The organism is Providencia sp. PROV252, from assembly GCF_033676005.1.
In the GTDB taxonomy this organism is placed as follows: Bacteria; Pseudomonadota; Gammaproteobacteria; order Enterobacterales; family Enterobacteriaceae; genus Providencia; species Providencia vermicola.
Genome location: NZ_CP096294.1, coordinates 3714649 through 3737231 on the forward strand (window position 1 = coordinate 3714649; position 22583 = coordinate 3737231).

Sequence of the window (22583 nt, forward strand, 5' to 3'; positions counted from 1 at the left end):
CACATAAATGACCACGCACGCTGACACCTTCCTTTTGAGCAAAACAAGTCAATATACTGACGATAACAGCAATTGAGTATAAGGGTGCTTTGGTTGCGTAAAAATCGCATCAACGCTGCCCATTTCCACAATTTTTCCTGACTTCAGTATCACAATGCGGTGGCTAATATGCTGTACCACCCCCAAGTCATGGGAGATAAACACCATCGCCAACCCCAGCTTTTGCTGTAACGAAGACAACAAGTCCAACACTTGAGCTTGCGTCGTCACATCAAGGGCCGAGACAGGCTCATCACAAACGAGGATATCGGGTTCACAGGCCAATGCTTGGGCAATTGAGATACGTTGCCGTTGCCCGCCAGACAATGAGGCGGGCCTACGTTTCAATAGCTGACTATCGAGCGAAACTAAAGATAACAGTTCATTTATTCGCTGTTGTTTCTGCACAGCGGTGAGTGTCGAATGCAGTTCAAGCGGCTGCAACAGCACTTGCTCCACCGTATGTTGCGGATCAAAAGAACTTAATGGGTCTTGCACAATCGTTTGAATTCGCGGACGAAGCGCTCTACGCTGACGCTCTTTTAGCGTACTCCACGGCTGGTTAAGTAACTCAATACGGCCATTATTCGGTGTTTGCAATGCTAAAATCAGTTTGCCTAATGTCGTTTTGCCTGAACCTGATTCGCCAACAATACCGAGTGTTTCCCCCCTTTTAAGGGTCAAGGAAATATTATCAACCGCCTGTAATTTTTGCCCATTTGGTAATCGAAAAGCACGAGAGACCTGCTCAACGGATAACACCGTATCAGGTTCTGCACCCACTGATGATGAGCTCGCGGGTTCTGACCAATTTGCTAGAGGATCACGCCCTGTCAGCCAAGTTCCTCGTGAATGCCGGGTAGGCACAGATGACAATAATTTTATTGTGTAAGGGTCCTGGGGAGATTTAAGCACCTGGTGAACATCCCCACTTTCTCGCGGCCGCCCATGCTGCATCACTATCACTCGGTCGGCGATATCGGCGACGACCGATAAATCGTGAGTGATTAATAAAATGCCAATCCCTAACTGCGCTAATGATTTAAACTCTTCCAATATTTGCTTTTGAATAGTGGCATCCAACGCAGTCGTCGGTTCATCCGCAATTAATACCCGCGGTTGTCCCGCCAATGCAGATGCGATTAGCGCCCTTTGACGCAACCCACCCGATAATTCATGGGGGTACATTTGTGACCGATTAAGGGGGTCAGGTATTCCAACCATCTCGAGTAAGGCGTTAACTTTTTGGGGGATTTCGCTACGTGACGCTAATCGATGAGCCAGTAGTGGCTCTGCAATTTCTTGACCTATTTTGCGTAAGGGATCTAAAGACGTCAGAGCATCTTGTAACACAAAACCAATTTCTCGTCCGCGTATCTTTCGCCAGTTAGATTGGCTTTGATGGCGTAAATCAATTTCATGGCTTGCCCCTTGAGGGTCAGTGTGAAGCAGTGCTAAGCGTTTAGCAGAGACCTCTGCGTTATCCCCCGTAAGGCCGACTAACGTGCGAGCTGTTACGGATTTTCCTGAGCCCGATTCCCCAACTAATGCAATAATTTCACCCGCATGTAATGTAAAAGAGACCCCGGAAACTGCGTGAAAATTTTCATTTTGCGATAAAAAACGCACATGCAAGTCTTCAACCTGCAAAACCGCTCGGCCTTGTTCCGTGATGTTAGAATTCATTAAAATTCACCTCGCGCAATCAATCGCTGTATGCGTCTTCCCATCAATGTAATGGTGATCACTGATAATGCAATCACCGTTGCTGGCATTAAACTTATCCATGGCGCACTGTCTAAATAGTTTCGACCATCCGCAAGTAAAGCCCCCCATTCTGCGGTTGGCGGGGTAACTCCCAACCCTAAGAAACTCAATGCCGAAGCGGCTAACACCGCATGACCAACACCAATGGTAGCTAATATGAGTAACGGGCGCAGTGTATTGGGAATAATATGTCGAAAAATAATACGGTTTGCTGGCATTCCGAGTGCAACAGCATGCTCAACATAACCAGAGGATTTCACCAGTAAGACTTGCGAACGGACTAGGCGCGCATAACCTGCAATTGCCGCAATCCCAACCGCCAGCAATGTATTTTCGGGCCCACGCCCTAATACCGCTATCACTAATAACGCCAGCAATAAATCTGGAAAAGCCAACATGATATCGAGTAAACGCACCAGTGGTGTACGGATAAACCTCGGGGTCAATACAGCCGCATTGCCTAGTAAGATGCCGCCTAAACATGCAATTAATGTGGCACCTAAACCAATACTGAGTGATAGCGAAGTACCATAAACCACCCGTGTATAAACATCTCGGCCTAATTGGTCTGTGCCAAACCAGTGTTCAGTACTCGGAGGTTGCAAAATAGCCGTTAAATCAACCTCATCCGGTGCATAATGAGTAAACCAAGCTGGGAAAAACATCGCGAGCAACAATATCGTCAACACCATACTTGGTAACAATAGGCCACGATATTTCATGACAAATTGGGAGAGCACCCGCGGCCGCGCCACATTGATTCCATATACATCACTACTCATCAGATAGCCTCCTGTTTACGTAAGCGAGGGTCGATTAACAAATAAAGGCCATCAATCAATAAATTAATCACAACAAATAAAAAAGCAGAAAACATCACGAGCCCAAGTACCAACGGCATATCCCGATTTTCGATGGCGCCTAACATAATTTGACCAATACCCGCTCGCCCAAAAACCGTCTCCGTTAATACAGAACCTCCTAGCACCGACGCTAGCAATGTGCCGGTTAAGGTTGATATAGCCAATGCCGCATGGCGCAAGACATGACGAGCCCGTAGCATAAGTTCACTGACTCCCCGCATCCTAACCGTCGTGGCAAAAGGCTGAGCTAATGCCTCTTCCATACCATCACGCAGTACCTGACTTAACACGGCAATTAACGGTAGACTCAACGTAATCACCGGCAATACCAGTGATATCACCCCTTGATTGCCAGTGACAGGAAACCACTGCAATGAAAAACTAAAAATACTGAGCAGTAAAATACCAATCCAATACACTGGGGTACTCAGTAAAATGAGTTCTAAACCAACAATCAGGTCTTTCGCTTGATGCCGACGTCCTGCGGTTAAAACGGCATTAATAATCGAAACCAATAACGCAAAACCTAATCCGCCCAATGCTAAAGGCAAGGTCTCTTTTAACCCATTACCAATCACTGAAATAACAGGTTGACGGTATAAATAACTCTGACCTAAATCCCCTATCAATGCATGCCCTGAATAACTTATGTATTGCTGCCACAAGGGCTTGTCTAAACCAAATTGATGAATAATCTCCGCTCTGACGGTTTCATCAACTACCCCTTCGCTACCCGTTATGACACTAACTGGGTCACCCGGTATAAATTTAACCACCGCAAAAGAGAGTGTTGCCGCGCCCCAAAGCACGGCAATAATCATCAATAAGCGATAGCTAACTAACCGGAACTTACGGTTTAATCCATGCATCATAGAAATTCGGCTTCGCATTAGTCGCCCAGTTAATACCCTGAACTTGTTTAGAGACACCAAGCTGATAAGCTGGGATATAAAGTGGTACAACATAAGCTTGGTCAATAATTTCACGTTGGATTTCATGATATAGACGCTCCCGCTCTGCATCATTCGTTCCTACCGCCTCAGATAATTGCTTATCCAATGTATTCACACGAGCGTGGTTGTTACCTTGTGGTGGCGTAAATGCAGAATGGAATGCGGTACGCAAAATATCGGGTTCAGGGCGAACAAAGAAGTTTGATGCAATATCATAATTACTCGTCGCTGTTCGCTCATTGAATACCCCCGCATCAACAGGGTCAAATTGCAGGTTAAAACCCGCTTTTTTGGCCTGCTGCTGAACCGCTTGGAACAAGGTGACGTCTGCGGCTTCTACGTTCGTGGGTACATAGGTAAAGCGCACAAGCAGCTGCTGGCCATCTTTCGTGCGATAGCCCTCTTTATCTCGCTGGCTCCAACCCGCTTCATCTAATAAGCGCCCTGCTTTTTCAGGGTCATAACCCCATAAATTACGTACGGATGGGTCGTAATACAGCGTTGCAGGCCCTAACACATTATCGGCGGCACGTAATGAACCAAAAAAGGCCGCATTCACCGCGACAGAAGGGTCAATCGCACTTTGGAATGCCTTACGTAATTTCACATCTGAAAATACGCCCTTACCTGTATTCAAATACAATACGCGGTTAACACCAGGATTTTCATAAGTGATCACATTCAGCTTGGGGTTATTTTTAACTTGTTTAAAATTCACTGGAGGAACTGCATCAATGGCTTGAATTTGGCCGCTGTTTAGTGCTCCCAAACGAACCGAGGCTTCTGGCAAATATTTAAATTCAATGTGATCTAAATACGCGGGGCCTTGATGAGTCGCATAACCAGGCCCCCAATTATAGTCAGCACGCTTGGTTAACTTGCTGCCACTTCCCTTCACAAATGAATCTAAGAGGAATGGCCCCGAGCCCACCAAAGTGAAACTGGTATTTGGGGTATTCTTCAAATATGTCGGCGATTGAATGCCAAGGTACGGTAAGCTTAAGCCTTGTAGTAACGGTGCAAATGGTTCGTCATAGCGAATCACCACCGTATACTCATCGGGGGTAGTAATGGAAGTAATGGGACCTAATAATGATTTTGAATAATGGGAAATTGTTTTAGGGTCTAAAATACGCTCAAAATTGTACTTAACCGCCTCTGCATTAAACGGCGTGCCATCACTAAACGTGACATCTTTGCGTAAATGGAATACATATTCTTTATTGTTATCGTTGATTTCCCAGCTGTCCGCTAGCCACGGTGTAAAGCGGTTGTCCTCTGCTTGGCCCACTAATGAATCTAGCACATTTCGTGACACCACAGCGGCAACTGAATACGCTGTCAATGATGGATCAATAATTGGAGTATCACTGCCTAAGCCCACGGTTAGCGTTCCACCACTGACGGGGGTTTCTGCTGCGGCAAAACTTAAAGGTGCTGCCAATAGACTCAGTGCAACGGTGGCCGTTGTTAAAATATTGGCATTGTTTTTTTCAAAATAGGTATGTCGTTTACTCATCCTTTATTCCTTTTCAAATGGTCACCGCATAAATTGCGTTAGCTCTACTCTATGAATAGGAATTTAAAGAGAGAAAGAATAAAAAAAACTGAGTTATTTATTTTAATTATAAGGCAATTAAAAAACCGAACTAATTAATCACAATCAAAAACTCATTTAATACAATAAAATCATGTAAACTCAACTTATATCCATTAATTATAGCTAACTAAAAATAGTTATATATCATTTTCATCATTGATTAAATTTGTATTTTCTATTTTAAACGTCTATTCCCCCATAACCAGAAGAAATTATCAATCAACGATAAAACCCAAACAACAAATTGATAAGTAAACATTTTTATATTTTATAAAGATTCAGCAACCCTCAATGAATTATATTACCTCAATTAACATTCACACTTTCAATATAACTTATATTTTTTAATTCTTATCGTTTTATAACCACGGTGATATTTTATGAAAAAATCATCTTGTTAAATAAATTTAGTTATAAGGCAGAACAAAATGGCCTCACATCTTATCGACTTTATATTAATTGGTAATAACTTTGGCACTGAAGAAATGCGTCATGTTTGGTCGGAACATAACCGATTAAAAAGCCAAGTAGCGGTTGAAGTGGCACTGGCGAAAGCCGAAGGCGAACTCGGTTTGATCCCTACAGAGGCGGCGCAATATATCGAACAACACGCAGATGCAGATAAACTAAATATTGAAGAAATTGCGAGCCAAGGCGCGCAAATGAAGCATTCCTTAATGCCAACATTGATCGCGCTGCAAAAACAATGTGGTGAGGCGGGTGAGTACATTCATTATGGTGCAACCACGCAAGATATTGTGGATACCGCCACCATGCTACAGCTAAAGAGCGCATTTAATATCATCGAACGTGATGCAAAAGCACTCGTTACCGCTCTAGCCAATAGCGCCAAACGCTACCAAAACACGCCGATGGTTGGCAGAACCCATGGTATGCAAGCACTTCCAACAACCTTTGGTTTTAAAGTTGCCGTTTGGTTAGATGAATTTTTACGCCATCACCAACGCCTAAATGAAATTAAATCACGCGTATTAACCGGAAATATTAGCGGCGCTATTTGTACTTATGCCGCATTTGGCGAAACAGGCCCCGCTGTCGAAAAACGCACATTGGATATTTTAGGGCTAAGCACCCCGACTATCGGGTGGCAATCTGCGCGCGACAGGTTCAGTGAGTTTGCCTCTGTTTGTGCCTTAATCAGCGGCACTTTAGGGAAAATCGGGAACGAACTATACAACCTAATGCGTACTGAAATTAATGAAATTGAAGAGCCATTCTCTGCGGGGAAAATTGGTTCCACCACCATGCCTCATAAGCGTAATCCAGCAGCATTGGAAGGCTTGGCGAGTTTGACACACCCACTGCTCAAGAGCGTCTCCCTCATTTATGAATCCATGCATGTTGAACATGAAAGAGATGCCATGAGCTGGCGCGCAGAGTGGATAGCCTTACCTGAAATTTGTATCTACCTCTCCGCTCAGTTGAAAAATGCCCTTGCGGTTATTGAAGGTGTCACCGTCAACGAAAAGCAAATGCGCCGTAACCTTGACCTACAAGGTGGCTTATTACTGTCGGAAAAAGTGATGTTCGAATTAGGCACCAAAATTGGTAAACAAACCGCACACCACATTGTGTATGAGTGTGCGATGCAAGCCTATGAAGAGCAACGTACATTTAAAGACGTATTACAGGCCAATGAGCAGCTAGCTGGATTCATTTCTGAGCAAGAACTCGATGCATGGTTAGACCCGATTAACTATTTGGGTTCAGCACCTCAAAAGGTTGACCAAGTGATTGCCCACGCGAAAACACTTGGTTTATTAGCGGATTAAGAACGAGGTCGTTATGTACCAATACCGTCAATTACTGGCTACCGATGCAACTGCGTTTTACCAATTACTTCATCATGCTTACGCAGAAATTAAGCATCTGGGTATTCGTTTTGATGCGGCGACCGCTGACTTAGCCGCGATGACTCAACACCTCAATAACCACGCCGTTTATGGGATGTTTGAAGACGGTATTTTAATTGCCTCCGTCACCTTGCGTTACCCATGGAGCAAGCAACCCGGCCCATTTGGTTTACCTCATATTGGCTGGTTTGCAACCGCACCAACACACCGAGGCCAACAACTGGGTAAAAAAATATTGGCTTGGTTTGAAGATAACATTTTATCACAACAACTGCGTGCGCCAGCTTATTCACTGGGTACGGCACAAAGCCACCCGTGGTTAGTGGATTACTACCAATCTTTGGGCTTTCAGACTGTTGAAAAAAGGGACTTAGGCAAAGGCCACATCACTATTTTTATGCGAAAAATCATTGATCAACAACGTTATACACAATGGTTAGCAATTTCTAATCAACCGGAGAAAACACGATGAAAAAATATATTACGCTGATCGCAGGTCTCGTCGCGGCAACGACTTTGCTGACCGCTTGTGATAACAAAACAGAAAAAACGTCTGAAACACAATCCAGCCAAGAACTGCGTATTGGTGCCACGGGGCTCAGCTTCCCCAGTGCCTATAAAAAGGATGGTAAGCTCACGGGTTTTGACGTTGAACTGGCAGAAACCATTGCGAAAGATCTCAATTATAACATTGTCTGGGTTACCTCTGACTTTAGCGGCTTAATGGGTCAACTTGAGGCGAAAAAGCTCGATACTGTCGCGAATGTAGTGTCAATTACACCTGCTCGCCAAGAAAAATACGACTTCACCGCACCTTATAGTTATTACGGCAGCCAGCTCGTGACCAATAAATCAAATGAAGACATTAACACTGTCGATGATTTAAAGGGGAAAACGATCGCTGGGGTTTTAGGTTCTAACCACCTTGTGAACTTGAAAAAAGCCTTTGGTGACAATGGTGTCACGATCCGCACCTATGAAAGCCGTGACGCAGCTATGAATGATGCGATTAACAACCGCGTTCAAGCTTACGTCAACTCGCGCCCTATCTTATTAGCCGAAATCAAAGAGAACAACCTGCCATTAAAACTGGTCGGGGAGCCTTTAGTGATTGAAGCCGTCGGTTTCCCTTTCCAAAAAGATGAAAAAGGGAAAGAGCTGAAGGCGGCATTTGATAAAGAGCTAGAGGTATTACGCCAAGATGGCCGTTTAAAAGCACTGTCAGAAAAATACTTTGGTGAAGATATCACCGCTAAAGCAGCCAACTAATTAGTCTAGGCGCTGACCGGCCTTTGGGAACTCAGGCCGGCCAATATTGTAAGGCATGAATGATGAATTTAGATTTCGACTATATTGTGCGGATCTTTCCGCAAATTTTAAGCTACCTACCTGTCACGCTATTTCTTGCTATTGTTTCAATGGTTTGTGCGATGACATTAGGGTTGACGCTTGCACTACTGCGGATTACGGGTATCAAGGCGGTTGTTAAAATCGTCGATTTATACGTCTCCCTATTTCGTGGAATTCCAACGCTGGTACAGCTGTTTATTATTTATTTCGGCTTACCTCAAGCCTTTCCCATTTTTAATGGGATGGATGCGTTTACAGCGGCAATTATTGGCTTTAGCCTGAAAAACTCTGCCTATATGGCCGAAATTTATCGTGCTGGATTGACCTCCGTCGACTTTGGGCAGATGGAAGCAGGCTTATCGATTGGTATGCAAAAGCGCCAAATTTACCGTCGCATTATTTTGCCTCAAGCAATGCTGAACACACTGCCTGCAACGGGTAATACCTTTATTTCATTGATTAAAGATACCTCTGTGGCCTTTGCGCTTGGTGTCACAGAACTGTTCGCAGAAGGCAAAATGATCGCCGCTGAATCATTACGTTACTTCGAAACATTCATTGTTGTTGGGCTCATTTACTGGCTCACCGTGCTTATCTATAGCCGTTTACAAACGGTGCTAGAAAAACGCTTAAGCCAATCATTACAACGGTAAGGAATGATGATGATCCGTGTATCGCAACTGAATAAAAGCTTCGGCACCAATACGGTTTTAAATAATATTTCCCTCGATATCCAAGAAGGGGAAGTGGTCGCCATTATCGGCCCTTCTGGCTCTGGGAAGTCCACCTTATTACGCTGCCTAAACCTGTTAGAACACCCTGAATCTGGCATTATACAAATCGGCGATGTCACCTTAGATACGCATAAACATAGCGTAAATGATGCCTATGCATTACGCCGTCAAACCGCCATGGTGTTTCAAAATTACAACCTGTTTAAAAATAAAACAGCACTTGAAAATGTGACGGAAGGATTAATCACCGTTAAAAAAATGGCGAAAAGCGAAGCCGATAAAATCGGTTTAGCGCTGTTGGATACTGTCGGCCTAGCTGAACATAGCCACAAATACCCAGTCACGTTATCGGGCGGGCAACAACAGCGAGTGAGTATCGCCCGTGCCCTTGCCGTCAACCCTTTAGCCATTTTATTTGATGAGCCAACCTCGGCTCTCGACCCAGAAAGAGTATTTGAGGTGCTTCAGGTGATTAAATCCCTTGCTCAGCAAAAAACCACCATGGTGATAGTGACCCATGAAATGGAATTTGCCAAAGAAGTGGCTGACCGCGTGATTTTTATGGCGGATGGACAGATTGTTGAACAAGGCCCCGCAGAGCAAGTTATTCGCTTCTCTGAAAACCCACAAACACGCCGTTTTTTACGTCAATTGACTAATATCGAGCCAATCGACGAATTCAATATATAACCAAAAAAATCCGTAGGCACCTGCGCCTCAATGGGGAGAAACTTAATGAACATTAGCAGCCATGAGCAAGCACTTGCAGATAAAATTCAAGCATTTCGCCACGAAATGCACCGTTTTCCTGAATTATCGAATCAAGAACACCAAACAACGCAGCGTATTCGCGATGCGTTAACGGAAGCTGGGATTACTATTTTACCCCTTCCGTTAGCAACCGGGTTAGTCGCAGAGATTAAAGGCCAACAAGACGGCCCCTTAATCGTGTTACGTTCCGATATTGATGCGCTACCTATTGAAGAGGAGTCTGGTGTTGATTTTGTCTCTGAAAACAAAGGGGTAATGCACGCTTGTGGTCATGATTTTCATGCTTCCGCCGCACTGGGTGCCGCGATTTTGCTGCAACAAAATAGCGCCAATTTAAAAGGTACCGTGCGAGTTCTCTTCCAAGCCGCAGAAGAAACTGGCCAAGGTGCACCAGATCTACTTGCTACAGGGGCATTAGATGGTGCTCTGGCGATATTTGGTATTCATAATGACCCTACTTTGCCAGTCGGTGTAATAGGCAGTAAAGAAGGCGCGCTTACCGCTGGGGTTGATCGCTTCGAAATTAAAATTGCCGCGAAAGGGGCTCATGCTGCGAAGCCACATGAAGGCAATGACCCACTAATTATCATTGCTCAGATTATCAATGCGACGCAATCCATTATCAGTAGAAATGTTTCTTCTGATCAAAACGCTGTGGTGTCGATTACACAAGTTCACAGTGGCAGTACATGGAATGTGATCCCTGATACCGCTTATTTAGAAGGCACGGTGCGTACCTTCAAACAAGCCACCCGAGAGCAAATTGAACAGCGATTACGCCAAATTATCGCTGGGATCGCCGCCACATTTAATGCACAAATCGAATTAATATGGCATCCCGGCCCACCTTCGGTGGTTAACACTGGGGAATGGGTCGATTTAGCCCTGATCCAAGCTGAAAAATCTGGTTTTGAGGCTATCAGAGTCGAAGCAAGCCCGATTGGTGAAGACTTTGCTTTCTACCAACAAAAAATACCAGGCGCATTTATGATGATTGGCTCAGGTGGCCCCTATGCTTTACATCATCCAAAATTCCGTGTCGATGATAAAGCCTTATACCCAACCGCACGTTACCTCGCTCAATTAGCGGAAACAGTACTCAATGAATATCATGGTAAGGCGCAATGATTAGCGAACTAACCACGAGTTTGGCGGAGAAAATCCTTGGGGCCTCTCCGCCTCCTTCAGCCCAGCTCGCCGCAAAAAACGGCATTAAGGATTACCTCGCCGTCACACTCTCCGTGACGGAAGGCCATATTAATGATGCGGGGTGGCAACAACTGAGCGCTCTTTGGCCTGAGCGCGATCCCCGCAGTGTCGCGCTATTACTCGGGTATGCAGGGCATGCTCTCGACTTTGACGATTTTCACGCTAATTTTCGCGGCCACCCATCAACGGTTATTTTACCCGCACTATTCGCTTTAACACCGCAGCAAAATGAGCTTGATAACATACGGTTCTTAAATGCTTACTGTGTTGGTGTCGAAGTTGCGGGTCGATTAGGGCTAGCCATCACGAATCAGCATTACCAACTTGGTTTTCACTCAACAGGAAGTTTAGGTGCCATCGCCGCCACCGCGGCGCTATGTTATTTATTTGCCGCCGATTTAGAAACCACTACCTGCGCACTCGGCCTTGCCGCGACACAATCAACCGCATTGCGTGCCCAATTTGGTTCTGCGGTAAAGCCACTTCATGCGGGGCTGGCTGCACAATCCGCGGTCATCTCATTTCAATTAGCGTCGAGCGGTTTTTCTTCCCGCCCACATGGTGTGATTGATGCTTTTTTAGAAGCAATGAGCCAGCGACAAGCCATGCCTGAACTGCTTATCAAAGATTGGGGAAACCCTTGGCGTATTGAGTCACCGGGGCTTGAATTTAAGCCTTATCCAACGTGTGCAGGTACGCACTCAGCTGTCGCAGTGACTCAGGTGTTACGTGAACGCTGGTTAAGTAACGGAAAGCCATTAACCGCTCTTCTCGATAACCTTCAACGTATCGATATCGCTTTCCCATTGGGGGGAGATATTGCAGCCAATATCAGGGTGCCAGAAAATGGTATCGAAGCACGTTTTTGCCTTGAATACATTATTGCCGCCATGCTGATTAAAGGGGAGCTGCATTTATGTGATTTTACCGAGCCTGAGCTAGACCCACACATTATGGCGTTAGCTCAACGTGTTAACCGTAACCCTGATAGAAGTGTTCCCCCTGATGTGCTTGCCCCTGAAAAACGTTTTCATCAAGTCACACTGTTTCTTGCGGGTTCAACCCAGTTAAGCCACCGCTTAGACCGCCAGCAGTTTCTCAAATTACCCGTTGATTTAAGGCAAAAATGGCAAAACTGCCTGACAAATGCCACTTACCAAGAAATCGAAGCATGGCTAGAGCTCTGCCTTTTTAATACCCCGCAAAGTACGTCATCGATTAGAAACAAACTCATTGCAAGTTTGAATTAACTTTTTATATCAGGAATGCGGCTTAGCATTCCTGATATTAAAGCAAATGATTAGCAAATGCGTGGTAAAGGCTCGCTGTGAGGTAAATCTAATAACCTTGATGTCCCGAAGATCCCAACTAGTTTGACTTGTTTTTGCTCTGTCACACAGCCAATGGTTGCGGCATTTTGGCCTAGAGGATGGCGGTGCAATGCGGCTAACACTGCGCTTTCCGCTTCAGGTTTTACCACAATCACTAGTTTACCTTCATTGGCAAAATTCAGTGGTTCAAGGCCGAGCAATTCACATACGCCCCTAACCGCTGAGGCAACGGGTAAGTCAGCCTCGTTAATCGCCATTCCGCAGCCGCTTGCCTGCGAAAACTCATGCAAAATCGCCGTCACACCGCCCCGAGTGGCATCCCGTAATGCACGTACGCCCTCAATATTACGCAGTGGCTCAATTAATGGCGTCAATACCGCGCAATCGCTACTGAGTTGCGCCTCTAAACCAAGCTGCTCGCGCAGGTTTAAGATGGTCGCACCGTGATCACCTAACGTACCACTGACGATCACTTTGTCACCTGCTTGAATTTGCTGAGCTCCCCACTGAATTTCGCTTGGGATAACCCCGATACCTGCTGTGTTGATAAACACTTTGTCCGCAGCACCACGCTGCACCACTTTGGTGTCCCCCGTGACAATCTGCACCCCAGCCGCTGCAGCCGTTGCTGCCATTGATTCGACGATGGTGGCGAGCTCGGCTAACGGAAAGCCTTCCTCTAAAATAAACCCGCAAGACAGATATTTAGGGACTGCACCACTAACGGCAACGTCATTCACCGTACCGCAAACCGCTAATTTACCGATATTTCCACCGGGGAAAAAAATCGGGTCAATCACATAACTGTCGGTGCTGAACGCAAGGCGATCCCCTAATGTGGTGAGTTCCGCCAGCGAAAGTCGCGCTTGGTCTTCGCGCTCATTCAACGCTTGGTTAGCGAATGCTTTTAAAAATAGTTGTTCAATTAACTGTTGCATGGCCTGCCCACCGCTGCCGTGGGCCATCAATACCACATTGTTCGCATCATTGCTCATCTATGCCTCCCGACGATATTGATAATAAGCCGCACAAGCCCCTTCCGAAGACACCATTAAGGCACCAAAAGCGGTTTGTGGTGTACAGCGAGTGCCAAATAGTGGGCATTCATTGGGTTTACAGCGCCCCGTCAACACATCACCACACCGTGCTTGCGGGTCATCCGCCACTTGGTGTGGTTGTACGTGAAAACGGCGTTCGGCGTCAAAGGATTGATAAGCGGCGCTAAGCTGCACACCTGAGCCTGCAATCTCCCCTAAACCGCGCCATTCGCTGGTTTCTTTTAACTCAAATACTTCATCTAATGCCTTGAGTGCTAACGTGTTGCCTTGGTCAGCGACAATACGCTTATATTGGTTTTCCACCTCACAACGTCCATCCGCTATCTGATTCACTAGCATAGATATAGACTGCAAAATATCCAACGGTTCGAACCCCGTTACCACCAGCGGTTTATGGAAGTCGTCAGTAATAAACTGGTAAGGGTGTGCCCCAATCACCATACTGACATGCCCTGGAGCTAAAAAGCCGTCGATGCGAACATCTGGCTGTTCTAATAGGCTTTTTAAGGTTGGGATGATGGTGATGTGCTGGCAAAATACCGTGAAATTGTTCAGTTGACGGCGTTTAGCTTGTTGCAAGGTAATCGCCGTGCTTGGCATCGTAGTTTCAAACCCCAAACCAAAGAAAACGATTTGTTTATCAGGATGTTGCTCTGCTATCCCGAGGGCATCCAAAGGAGAGTAGACAATCCGCACATCTGCCCCACGGCGTTTTGCATCAAGTAAAGAGCCATTTTTACCAGGGACACGCATCGCATCCCCATAGGTACAAAAAATCACATTTGGCTGCTCAGCAATTTCGATACAACCGTCGATTCGCCCCATTGGTAAGACACAAACGGGGCAACCTGGGCCATGAACAAATTCGATTTCTGGCGGTAAAAGTTGGTCGATACCAAATTTAAAAATCGCATGAGTGTGCCCGCCGCACACTTCCATTAACTGCAATGGGCGCTGCTTAGCCCGTGGAATGTCATTCACACGTTGGCGGATATTCGCCAATAATACTTTTGCTAAAGCAGGGTCACGAAATTCATCGACGTACTGCATCTGTAGCCCCTGCATTTAAACCACTAAAATCGCCAACCTCATGGTCAAGCTGGCTCATCGCCGCTAAGGCATCTAATGTCGACTGCGCTTCTTCTTCGTTGATGATACTCATGGCGAAGCCCACGTGAACCAGCACCCATTGGCCTAATAACTCACTGGTTTCCCCTTCACAAATCAGGCCAATGTTAACGTCTCGCTTCACGCCACAGACATCCACTTGTGCCAGTTGGTGAATATCTTCACCCACCGCCACGATTTTTCCTGGAATGCCTAAGCACATAGCTGAGTCTCCAGCCATGCGAGCCATGCATCCATACCGTCTCCTTGTGTCGCTGAGACTTTAATCACTTGGATGTTTGGATTGACTTGTTTGGCATTAGCAATGCAGGCGTCCACGTCAAAATGCAGGTACGGCAGTAAGTCGATTTTATTGAGCAACATAATGTCTGCCGCGGCAAACATATGCGGGTATTTTAAGGGTTTGTCTTCCCCTTCGGTCACGGACAAAACAGCCACTTTATGGCGCTCGCCTAAATCAAAGCTTGCAGGGCACACTAAGTTCCCCACATTTTCGATGAATAACAAGCTATTATCATCCAAACCTAAGCGTGAGACCGCATCGTGTATCATCTGTGCATCCAAGTGGCAGCCTTTACCTGTGTTCACTTGGATAGCAGGCACCCCCGTTTCGCGAATACGCTGGGCATCGTTGGTGGTTTGCTGGTCGCCTTCCACCACCGCACAGTTAATTTTATCGCGCAGACGTAGCAAGGTTTCCGTTAATAGCGTGGTTTTCCCAGAGCCTGGGCTGGAAACCAGGTTTAACGCTAAAATATTCTTTTCTGCAAACGCTTCACGGTTATGTTCTGCTAAGTGATTGTTTTTATCTAAAACGTCCATCTCAATTTGCAGCATACGCTTTTGGCTGATCCCCGGTGCGTGTGTGCCAGCTTCACCCTGCCCGTAATCCAAATCATGGTGTTCGCCCGCAGGTTTAAAGCTATTTTCCGCCATGGCGTAAACGTGCTTATGCTTATGCTTGTGTTTCTGTTTTTTGGTTTTACCCTCAACAAGTGCAGGATCATATTGGTGATAATGGTTATGCACATCGCCTTGGTGGTAATAATGGTGATGAATAATGACGGTTTGGCCTTGGTTTTCATGGTCATGATGGTCATGATCGTGCTGGTGATCGTGCCCATGATGATGGTCATGCGCATTTTCATGATCGTGATGATGATCATGGCCGTGATGGTGGTCATGGTCGTGATGATGGTCATGGTGATGATGACTGTGCTCATCACCCTCGATTCTGCGCTCTCCCGATGCGCATCCACATGTACTACACATAAGTTTCACTCCCAACCGCTAAATAGTTAAATTAGATTAATACATAATCAAAATCGCAAGGTTGATGCACCTCAAAGTCACTTTGAAAACTATTCGACCTCTAATTCTTTGATGCGCAAGCTATCGCCACTTTCCACTTTTAAATTCAAACTTTGGCATTGTGGGCAAACGGATTGGTGGCTATCAATTTCCACCATTTCACTGCAATCCCAGCACCAAGCTTGTGCGGGACGATGCACCATATGCAATTGGCAACCTTGCGCGACAGTACCGCGACAAGCGATATCAAAACAAAAGCGAAATGCACTTTCTTCAACACAGGAAAGCGCACCTATTTCTAACCAAACTGCCGTGACTTTTTTCACGGCGTTTTGCTTGACTTGCTGTTCAATTATTTCGAGTGTGCTTTGGCACAATGAAACTTCATGCATTATGCTTCCTTCAAGTGGCGTTCAAATAACGCGCGGCGTGCTGGCGATTGAGGTACATTTGGGTCACTTACTGGCAGCGACAGCAAAATACGGCGGCAATCATCCGCAAGGTGAATACCTTGCTCAGGACTCAAACTTTTATCTAATGGCGACATTAACGAACAGGCTAAATATTGTGTTAGTCCGTCAAGTTCCCCAACGGTATAGGTCATTTCCCCATACGGTAAAATCAAGCCAATTTTGTCGCCGACAGTACGCTGCTCCCAATACTGGTCAGGCCCAGGTAAAATGAGGGCGCTGAGCATCCACGGGGTGATAACCGCACCAACCCATTGATTTTCAAACAAAGCGAACTCACTGGCGTAGACGGGCATCGAGGGGTGGAGAAAAGACAAATCGTGCATCGATTGCTCCGCCACCCGTTCAAATGCGGCCTCAACGAGAGGCCGTGGGTTACTTTGATAACCGTTAATGTCATCAGGCATGTAAACTCTCTTCTTTTGCCGTAATTTCCAAACCTTCACTTCGCAGCACGTCTACCACTTTTTGCAATGCAGGCTCTAACGCAGCTTGCCCTGTTGCGGTTAAACCAATGTGTGGCTCTAAGGACTCAGGTACGACGCCCACTAAGGTCAAACGTTGTGGAAATTCATCCGTTAAATGCAGAGCAGATAACACATCAGATAATCCTAGCTGGTGAGGGGAGATTTTACGGGTAAACAACGCAGGCACCTCGCCATCACGTAACACTAATAACGAGCCAGGTTGCTGGCTCGATAACACCACATCTGCAATGATTAAGTGGTCACGGGAGGCCATTGGGCCGATCAATTCCATTCCCGCAGTACCGCCATCAAGCACTTCCACACATTCAGGCAAGTGATAACGTTCTTCCAATGCTTCAACAATGCGCACGCCAATCCCTTCGTCGCTCAGCAAAATATTGCCAACGCCTAAGACTAAAATTCGCATTACAGCACCTTAACCTTAGTGACTTCCCCACCCTCAGGATCCACAATGTGCACCGCACAAGACATACATGGGTCAAATGAGTGGATGGTTCTCACTACCTCAAGTGGTTTAGTTGGGTCAGCAACAGGCGTTCCTACCAACGCTTGCTCATAAGGGCCTGGTTCGTCATTGAAATTACGTGGGCCAGAGTTCCATGTAGATGGCACAACAGCCTGATAGTTTTCAATTTTACCGTCTTTGATAACTACCCAGTGTGAAAGCAGCCCGCGAGGTACTTCCCCAAATCCAACCCCTTTAATCGTTGCGTTTTCTGGGAAATTTGGTTTTACAAAGGTAGTAAAGTCGCCTTTGCCAATGTTATCCACCAGTGCTTGCCACTGAATTGACAGTGTTTCATTCAGCACACAGCAACGCACGCTACGACCAATAATACGGCCTAGGGTGGAGTGCAGCTGATCGATACCAATGCTGTTACCCGTCAGTGTTTGATACAGGTTCACCACATCGTTAAAATGTTTTTCCGTTGGCTCGTGTTTTGCCGCCAGCTTGCACAGTAAGTCCGCTAATGGCCCCACTTCGACGGTTTTGTCATAGAAGGTCGGCGCTTTCACCCATGAATATTTACCGTCATCGTCCCAACCTGTGTAGTCAGGGTTTGTAGTGCCTTCCCACGGTGCTTGTGGCTCGTTTTCTTTGTACCACGCATGCTTGCTACTTTCTTTGATACCGTTGATCAAATACTCGTCCATGTGGCTGGTAATTGGGCGATAGGTACTGAAATCGCTATTTTCGAGGTAGCCACCCGGTAATAAGAAACTGCCATTTTTGCCGTCCATCGGCATTTCAGGCATACACATGTAATGCTTCGCCCCTTGGCCGACTTCTAACCATTCTGGGTAACCCGCTGCAATCACTGCTGCATCGATTTTGTATACCTGCTCGATAAAATCCCCTAAACGGTCGATAAAGGATTTCACATACATTAAACGCTCAAGGTTAAGAACACCCACGCCATCAAGGTTAATCGGGTTCGCGACACCGCCCACGGCGAGGTTTTGGATGTGTGGTGTTTTACCCCCAAGCAATGCCACAATGCGGTTTGCATCCCGTTGGCATTCAAGGGCTTGCAAATAGTGCGCAACCGCAATCAAGTTCACTTCAGGCGACAATTTCATCGCTGGGTGACCCCAGTAACCATTCGCAAAAATCCCTAATTGCCCGCTCGCCACCAGTTTTTTGATTTTGTCTTGTACGCGAGTAAATTCTTCTGCGCTATTGAGTGGCCATGTGGAAACCCCTTTGAGGATTTCTGCTGCTTTATTTGGGTCTGCATTTAACGCGGAGGTGATATCTACCCAATCTAGCGCCGATAATTGATAAAAATGGACAATATGGTCTTGAATGGTATGCGCCGCTAAAATCATATTACGGATGTATTGCGCATTAACGGGCACATCAATATTCAAAGCGCTTTCAATGGTACGTACAGATACAATGCCGTGAACAGTGGTACAAACCCCACAAATACGCTGCATAATCATCCATGCATCACGAGGGTCTTTCCCTTTGACGATTTCTTCCATACCGCGCCACATGGTGCCTGAAGCCCAAGCCTTGGTGACCTTTCCATCTTCAATTTCACAATCAATGCGTAAGTGACCTTCGATACGAGTGACTGGATCTATTGTTATACGTTGGCTCATGCTTTACCTCGGGCCTCTGAATGGCTCATCGTTGTTTTTTTCAATGCTGGAATAACGGGTAGTAGGCGGATCAGCAAGATATACGCGCAGACCTCAATTGCCACAAAACCCATTGAAATTAAAAGTTCTTCTGATGTTGGGAAGTAGTCGTAACCGCCCCCAGGATTAAACGCGACAAGGGAATAGCTCATTCGCCACATTGCCGCCCCGATTAACATGCTTAATCCGCTGATATATAACCAACGCGAATCATTTCGTAGCGATGGCATGCGGAAAATAATTAATGGGATCACCATTAACACGGTTTCTATCCAGAACATCATGGCGTAGAAGTCGCCATTAAAGATGTGGTGCAGTTTTTCGCGATAAATCAACTCGCCAAATCGACACACTAAGAACAACACTAAAAGCACTTGCAGAATTTGCGTTAGCCGCACAAACAGTGGCCGTTCATCTGCCCCCTGCCCTTTTAAGGCAGCTTGCAACAATGAGCCTTCGAAAATGACAATCGAGAAACCCATAATAAACGCGGTCAACAGCGAGAGCAGCGGCAACATTTCATAACTTTGCCAAATTGGATGTACCTTGTATCCCGCTGAAATCATTAATGATCCCATTGAGGATTGGTGCATCATTGGTAACAATGCCCCTAATGCGATGATAAAAAACATCGCTTTATTCAAGCGTTTTAATGAGACTTTCCAGCCAAAACGTTCACACAAGGCTGGGGCAAATTCTAACGCCATCACACCAATGTAAATCGTCATACACACGGCGGTTTCGAACAGCACCGAATTGGTGTTGAAGAAGCCTGGAATATAAAAATACGGCAAATTCCAGTAACGCCCCACGTCGATAGTGATGGATAAACCACCTAGGGAGTAACCAAATAAACTGGCCAGTAATGCAGGGCGAACCAGTGGGTGATATTCTCCGCGGTTAAACACATACACCGCCCACGCCAGTGCCCAGCCACCACAGGCAAAACCTGTCCCTATCAGCAAGTCAAAGGCGATCCAAATCCCCCACGGGTAACCGCCGTTAAGATCAGAAACCGAACCTAAGCCGAAAACTAAACGTTTGATAATCAGAATGACGCAAAGCAACACCAATGGCCCAAAGACCATAATTGGCCAACTGACTAAACGCCCGCCTAGCGGCTTTTCTTTATGATGCGTCGTCATTTGAGTCATCTCCTTCGTGTTTGTCATTCTTGGTATTGCGATACACCAAGAAGCTCAGCCCTGCTAGCGCCGCTAACGGCAACACCATGCCTTTGTATAGCGTGTGTTGAACATATTCAGAGCGCGCACCTGTCGAAAGCTGCTCTAATTCAGGCAAGCCAAGATGTTGATATGGCACGCCAGAGAGCACAATGACCTGCGTTCCGCCGCCTTCAAGCTCGCCATACACATGGTTTTCATACTTCGGCACTTTGATGACATTTGGATCATTACTATGCAGGGTTTGACGTGGGAAGCCATATTCATCCCCCACTTTGAGTGTTAAGCGTTTTTTTGCTTCGGCGAGCAACTCTTCCCGCGTACCGAAAATCACCGCCCCAGTTGGGCACACTTCCACACAGCCAGGTAAACCGCCTTTATCTAAACGCTCAACACCTTTTTGATTACATAGCTCGCACTTATGGATAGCACCAAACTTATCATCGTAAGCATATTTTGGAATGTTGAACGGACACGCCACCATGCAGTAACGGCAACCCGTACACACACTTGCATCGTAATGAACGATGCCCGTTTTCGGGTCTTTTTTCAGTGCTTGAACAGGGCAAACAGAGACGCAATTTGGGTCAACGCAATGCATACACTGCTTTTTAATGTAGGCGTAGCCGTCTTTTTCCTGATCTTTATTCACCCCCGTGCCGCTACTCCAGACCTGAATAATGTTGTTGGTGTATGGGGTAAGCTTGTCGTTGTTCGACCATGTTTGCTCCCCGACAGGATTACGCTCTGGGTGGTTAATATCTTGGCATTTTGTCACGCAGGCCTGGCACCCAACACACAAAGTTGAGTCGTACAGCATGCCAAGGGAGTTTGGAATTGGCGGTCGGTTTTCCGCTCCCGCCAAGCTTGGTGAGCTGCCCGCAAGGAGCGCTCCCCCTGCGGAGAGTTTAAGAAAATTTCGTCTATTCACGGTTATTCTCCCCGTGAGTCATGGTCTTGCTGGCGTTTTTGGCGACCTAATTCACGTACCGCCATCACACTCACCCCAGCGACTAACCCCACAACACCACCAATTAAGCCAACGGCGGTTGATGATATTTGCCCGCCTTCACGGTTATTTAAATCAGGTTTATCCGCCCGTGGCGTTGGATTTTCCACACTCGCAAGTTGGTGAATCGCTTTGTGAAAGCCGACGTTTTCTTCGTTACAGCCATAACAAGGGTGGCCAATCGCCACAGGCCATACACCGCCAACATCGCAGAACTGCAATGTTGAACAGTTGCCGTAAGTTTCAGGGCCCTTACAGCCTAAGTGATATAAACACCAACCTTCACGGTGACCATCATCGCCAAACTCTTTGGCAAAACGGCCTGCGTCAAAATGAGGGCGGCGCTCGCAGTGCTCGTGAATTAATCGGCCATAAGCAAACATTGGACGGTTTTTGCTGTCCAGTGCTGGCGGGCGATTAAACGTAATTAAGTGGGCAACGGTCGCAAGGAAGTTATGTGGATTTGGCGGGCAACCTGGGATATTAATCACCGGCTTATCTTTGATAACTTGGTTTAGCCCAACAGCGCCCGTTGGGTTATCACCCGCCGCTGCAACACCGCCCCAAGAGGCACAAGAACCGATTGCAATCACGGCGGCGGCATGTTCAGCCACTTCACGGATATGCTCAACAATCGGTTTCCCTGCAACCATGCAGTAAATACCGTTGTCTTTCAGCGGGATAGAACCATCAACGACAAGAACATATTTTCCTTTGTATTTTTCTATCGCATTATGCTTATTCTGTTCAACTTGTTCACCAAAAGCGGCAGATAACACCTCATGGTATTCCAGTGAAATTGTATCCAGAATTAAGTTTTCGAGGGTTGGATGGGTAGAACACAGCAGGGACTCGGTACAACCCGTACACTCTTGTGCGCCAATCCAGATGACAGGCGGACGAGCTGGGTCGCTAATAGATTCAGCAATTTGGGCCGCTGCTTTCCCGCTTAGCCCCATCGTTGCTGCCAACGCTGTACATAACTTCATAAAATCACGGCGGTTAATACCGTGAGGAGAATTAATAGAGTTATCTCCTATCATTCTTTTTTCCTATTATTATGGGTGGCTTAGAACCTATTCATTAAACAAATTTCGTTGATTATCCTTGCGTTAGAAATGCCACAAAACCCGACGTGCTAAATACGCTTACGCCTTACGCTTGTATCATTGCAATTCAAATTGACAACAAAACTGAGCTTAATGAAATAAATTCTTATTTAAGTAACCTGGTGCATATATATAAAATAGGATCCTATTCCTACCGATTTTTAATCACTTGATCTTCATCAAGAGG

22 protein-coding genes are annotated in these 22583 nt (G+C 46.2%); 7 read left to right on the forward strand and 15 right to left on the reverse strand.

Annotated features, from left to right (window positions below; genetic code table 11):
* Positions 1 to 48 precede the first annotated feature (48 nt).
* Genes M1F05_RS17075 through M1F05_RS17090 form a run of 4 tightly spaced genes read right to left on the reverse strand, consistent with a single transcriptional unit; the run spans position 49 to position 5141 of the window.
* Positions 49 to 1725, reverse strand: coding sequence for a dipeptide ABC transporter ATP-binding protein (locus M1F05_RS17075; RefSeq protein ID WP_206083651.1), 1677 nt, complete (start codon positions 1723 to 1725; stop codon positions 49 to 51).
* The gene (locus tag M1F05_RS17080; protein ID WP_241016817.1) at positions 1725 to 2528 is read right to left on the reverse strand and encodes an ABC transporter permease; all 804 of its coding nucleotides are present in this window, start codon (positions 2526 to 2528) and stop codon (positions 1725 to 1727) included. The genes M1F05_RS17075 and M1F05_RS17080 overlap by 1 nt, the downstream gene beginning before the upstream one ends.
* A gap of 59 nt (positions 2529 to 2587) precedes the next feature.
* Entirely contained in the window at positions 2588 to 3541 is a 954-nt protein-coding gene (locus tag M1F05_RS17085; RefSeq protein WP_206083805.1) for an ABC transporter permease, read from the reverse strand.
* Positions 3519 to 5141 carry an ABC transporter substrate-binding protein gene (locus tag M1F05_RS17090; protein ID WP_206083649.1) on the reverse strand — a complete coding sequence of 541 codons (1623 nt, stop codon included), beginning with the start codon at positions 5139 to 5141 and terminating at the stop codon, positions 3519 to 3521. The genes M1F05_RS17085 and M1F05_RS17090 overlap by 23 nt, the downstream gene beginning before the upstream one ends.
* A gap of 509 nt (positions 5142 to 5650) precedes the next feature.
* Between M1F05_RS17090 and purB the strand changes: the two genes are divergently transcribed.
* The 7 genes from purB to M1F05_RS17125 all read left to right on the forward strand — a co-directional run bounded on the left by purB (position 5651) and on the right by M1F05_RS17125 (position 12410).
* Entirely contained in the window at positions 5651 to 7015 is a 1365-nt protein-coding gene (gene purB / locus M1F05_RS17095) for an adenylosuccinate lyase (RefSeq protein WP_206083648.1), read from the forward strand.
* Positions 7016 to 7028: 13 nt separating this feature from the next.
* Positions 7029 to 7568: a GNAT family N-acetyltransferase gene (locus M1F05_RS17100; RefSeq protein WP_206083647.1), complete on the forward strand. Its 540-nt coding sequence runs from the start codon at positions 7029 to 7031 to the stop codon at positions 7566 to 7568.
* The gene (locus tag M1F05_RS17105; protein WP_206083646.1) at positions 7565 to 8365 is read left to right on the forward strand and encodes an amino acid ABC transporter substrate-binding protein; all 801 of its coding nucleotides are present in this window, start codon (positions 7565 to 7567) and stop codon (positions 8363 to 8365) included. The genes M1F05_RS17100 and M1F05_RS17105 overlap by 4 nt, the downstream gene beginning before the upstream one ends.
* Positions 8366 to 8427: 62 nt before the next feature.
* The gene (locus M1F05_RS17110; RefSeq protein WP_206083645.1) at positions 8428 to 9099 is read left to right on the forward strand and encodes an amino acid ABC transporter permease; all 672 of its coding nucleotides are present in this window, start codon (positions 8428 to 8430) and stop codon (positions 9097 to 9099) included.
* A 9-nt stretch (positions 9100 to 9108) separates the two neighbouring features.
* Positions 9109 to 9870, forward strand: a complete 762-nt coding sequence (locus tag M1F05_RS17115; RefSeq protein ID WP_206083644.1) for an amino acid ABC transporter ATP-binding protein — start codon at positions 9109 to 9111, stop codon at positions 9868 to 9870.
* Between the two features lie 45 nt (positions 9871 to 9915).
* Complete coding sequence (locus M1F05_RS17120; protein WP_206083643.1) at positions 9916 to 11079, forward strand: amidohydrolase; 1164 nt, start codon at positions 9916 to 9918, stop codon at positions 11077 to 11079.
* Entirely contained in the window at positions 11076 to 12410 is a 1335-nt protein-coding gene (locus M1F05_RS17125) for an MmgE/PrpD family protein (RefSeq protein ID WP_206083642.1), read from the forward strand. Before M1F05_RS17120 ends, M1F05_RS17125 begins: the two co-directional genes overlap by 4 nt.
* 50 nt (positions 12411 to 12460) lie before the next feature.
* Here M1F05_RS17125 and hypE read toward each other — a convergent pair whose 3' ends face one another.
* The 11 genes from hypE to hybO all read right to left on the reverse strand — a co-directional run bounded on the left by hypE (position 12461) and on the right by hybO (position 22330).
* Complete coding sequence (gene hypE / locus M1F05_RS17130) at positions 12461 to 13486, reverse strand: hydrogenase expression/formation protein HypE (RefSeq protein WP_206083641.1); 1026 nt, start codon at positions 13484 to 13486, stop codon at positions 12461 to 12463.
* Entirely contained in the window at positions 13487 to 14599 is a 1113-nt protein-coding gene (gene hypD / locus M1F05_RS17135) for a hydrogenase formation protein HypD (RefSeq protein WP_206083640.1), read from the reverse strand.
* A complete protein-coding gene (gene hybG / locus M1F05_RS17140) occupies positions 14583 to 14879 on the reverse strand; it encodes a hydrogenase maturation factor HybG (RefSeq protein WP_206083804.1) in 297 nt (98 codons plus the stop codon). Before hybG ends, hypD begins: the two co-directional genes overlap by 17 nt.
* Positions 14870 to 15949, reverse strand: a complete 1080-nt coding sequence (hypB, locus tag M1F05_RS17145; protein ID WP_206083639.1) for a hydrogenase nickel incorporation protein HypB — start codon at positions 15947 to 15949, stop codon at positions 14870 to 14872. Before hypB ends, hybG begins: the two co-directional genes overlap by 10 nt.
* Before the next feature lie 89 nt (positions 15950 to 16038).
* Entirely contained in the window at positions 16039 to 16380 is a 342-nt protein-coding gene (gene hypA, locus M1F05_RS17150) for a hydrogenase maturation nickel metallochaperone HypA (protein ID WP_206083638.1), read from the reverse strand.
* Complete coding sequence (gene hybE, locus M1F05_RS17155) at positions 16380 to 16865, reverse strand: hydrogenase-2 assembly chaperone (RefSeq protein WP_206083637.1); 486 nt, start codon at positions 16863 to 16865, stop codon at positions 16380 to 16382. Before hybE ends, hypA begins: the two co-directional genes overlap by 1 nt.
* Positions 16858 to 17352 (reverse strand): HyaD/HybD family hydrogenase maturation endopeptidase, encoded by a 495-nt coding sequence (locus M1F05_RS17160; RefSeq protein ID WP_206083636.1) that lies wholly within the window; start codon positions 17350 to 17352, stop codon positions 16858 to 16860. Before M1F05_RS17160 ends, hybE begins: the two co-directional genes overlap by 8 nt.
* The gene (hybC, locus tag M1F05_RS17165) at positions 17352 to 19055 is read right to left on the reverse strand and encodes a hydrogenase 2 large subunit (RefSeq protein WP_206083635.1); all 1704 of its coding nucleotides are present in this window, start codon (positions 19053 to 19055) and stop codon (positions 17352 to 17354) included. The genes M1F05_RS17160 and hybC overlap by 1 nt, the downstream gene beginning before the upstream one ends.
* Positions 19052 to 20239 carry a Ni/Fe-hydrogenase cytochrome b subunit gene (hybB, locus tag M1F05_RS17170; protein WP_206083634.1) on the reverse strand — a complete coding sequence of 396 codons (1188 nt, stop codon included), beginning with the start codon at positions 20237 to 20239 and terminating at the stop codon, positions 19052 to 19054. The genes hybC and hybB overlap by 4 nt, the downstream gene beginning before the upstream one ends.
* The gene (gene hybA / locus M1F05_RS17175) at positions 20223 to 21209 is read right to left on the reverse strand and encodes a hydrogenase 2 operon protein HybA (protein WP_206083633.1); all 987 of its coding nucleotides are present in this window, start codon (positions 21207 to 21209) and stop codon (positions 20223 to 20225) included. Before hybA ends, hybB begins: the two co-directional genes overlap by 17 nt.
* 2 nt (positions 21210 to 21211) lie before the next feature.
* Positions 21212 to 22330, reverse strand: coding sequence for a hydrogenase 2 small subunit (gene hybO / locus M1F05_RS17180; protein ID WP_206083631.1), 1119 nt, complete (start codon positions 22328 to 22330; stop codon positions 21212 to 21214).
* Positions 22331 to 22583 lie beyond the last annotated feature (253 nt).

Coding starts and splice junctions, on each gene's coding strand:
- M1F05_RS17125 (WP_206083642.1), top strand. CDS start 11,076: ATGATTAGCGAACTAACCACGAGTTTGGCGGAGAAAATCCTTGGGGCC.
- hybC (WP_206083635.1), bottom strand. CDS start 19,055: ATGAGCCAACGTATAACAATAGATCCAGTCACTCGTATCGAAGGTCAC.
- M1F05_RS17075 (WP_206083651.1), bottom strand. CDS start 1,725: ATGAATTCTAACATCACGGAACAAGGCCGAGCGGTTTTGCAGGTTGAA.
- M1F05_RS17090 (WP_206083649.1), bottom strand. CDS start 5,141: ATGAGTAAACGACATACCTATTTTGAAAAAAACAATGCCAATATTTTA.
- hypB (WP_206083639.1), bottom strand. CDS start 15,949: ATGTGTAGTACATGTGGATGCGCATCGGGAGAGCGCAGAATCGAGGGT.
- hypA (WP_206083638.1), bottom strand. CDS start 16,380: ATGCATGAAGTTTCATTGTGCCAAAGCACACTCGAAATAATTGAACAG.
- M1F05_RS17100 (WP_206083647.1), top strand. CDS start 7,029: ATGTACCAATACCGTCAATTACTGGCTACCGATGCAACTGCGTTTTAC.
- M1F05_RS17105 (WP_206083646.1), top strand. CDS start 7,565: ATGAAAAAATATATTACGCTGATCGCAGGTCTCGTCGCGGCAACGACT.
- M1F05_RS17160 (WP_206083636.1), bottom strand. CDS start 17,352: ATGCGAATTTTAGTCTTAGGCGTTGGCAATATTTTGCTGAGCGACGAA.
- hybB (WP_206083634.1), bottom strand. CDS start 20,239: ATGACGACGCATCATAAAGAAAAGCCGCTAGGCGGGCGTTTAGTCAGT.
- M1F05_RS17085 (WP_206083805.1), bottom strand. CDS start 3,541: ATGATGCATGGATTAAACCGTAAGTTCCGGTTAGTTAGCTATCGCTTA.
- hypE (WP_206083641.1), bottom strand. CDS start 13,486: ATGAGCAATGATGCGAACAATGTGGTATTGATGGCCCACGGCAGCGGT.
- hybG (WP_206083804.1), bottom strand. CDS start 14,879: ATGTGCTTAGGCATTCCAGGAAAAATCGTGGCGGTGGGTGAAGATATT.
- M1F05_RS17110 (WP_206083645.1), top strand. CDS start 8,428: ATGAATTTAGATTTCGACTATATTGTGCGGATCTTTCCGCAAATTTTA.
- M1F05_RS17115 (WP_206083644.1), top strand. CDS start 9,109: ATGATCCGTGTATCGCAACTGAATAAAAGCTTCGGCACCAATACGGTT.
- M1F05_RS17120 (WP_206083643.1), top strand. CDS start 9,916: ATGAACATTAGCAGCCATGAGCAAGCACTTGCAGATAAAATTCAAGCA.
- hybE (WP_206083637.1), bottom strand. CDS start 16,865: ATGCCTGATGACATTAACGGTTATCAAAGTAACCCACGGCCTCTCGTT.
- hybO (WP_206083631.1), bottom strand. CDS start 22,330: ATGATAGGAGATAACTCTATTAATTCTCCTCACGGTATTAACCGCCGT.
- hypD (WP_206083640.1), bottom strand. CDS start 14,599: ATGCAGTACGTCGATGAATTTCGTGACCCTGCTTTAGCAAAAGTATTA.
- purB (WP_206083648.1), top strand. CDS start 5,651: ATGGCCTCACATCTTATCGACTTTATATTAATTGGTAATAACTTTGGC.
- M1F05_RS17080 (WP_241016817.1), bottom strand. CDS start 2,528: ATGAAATATCGTGGCCTATTGTTACCAAGTATGGTGTTGACGATATTG.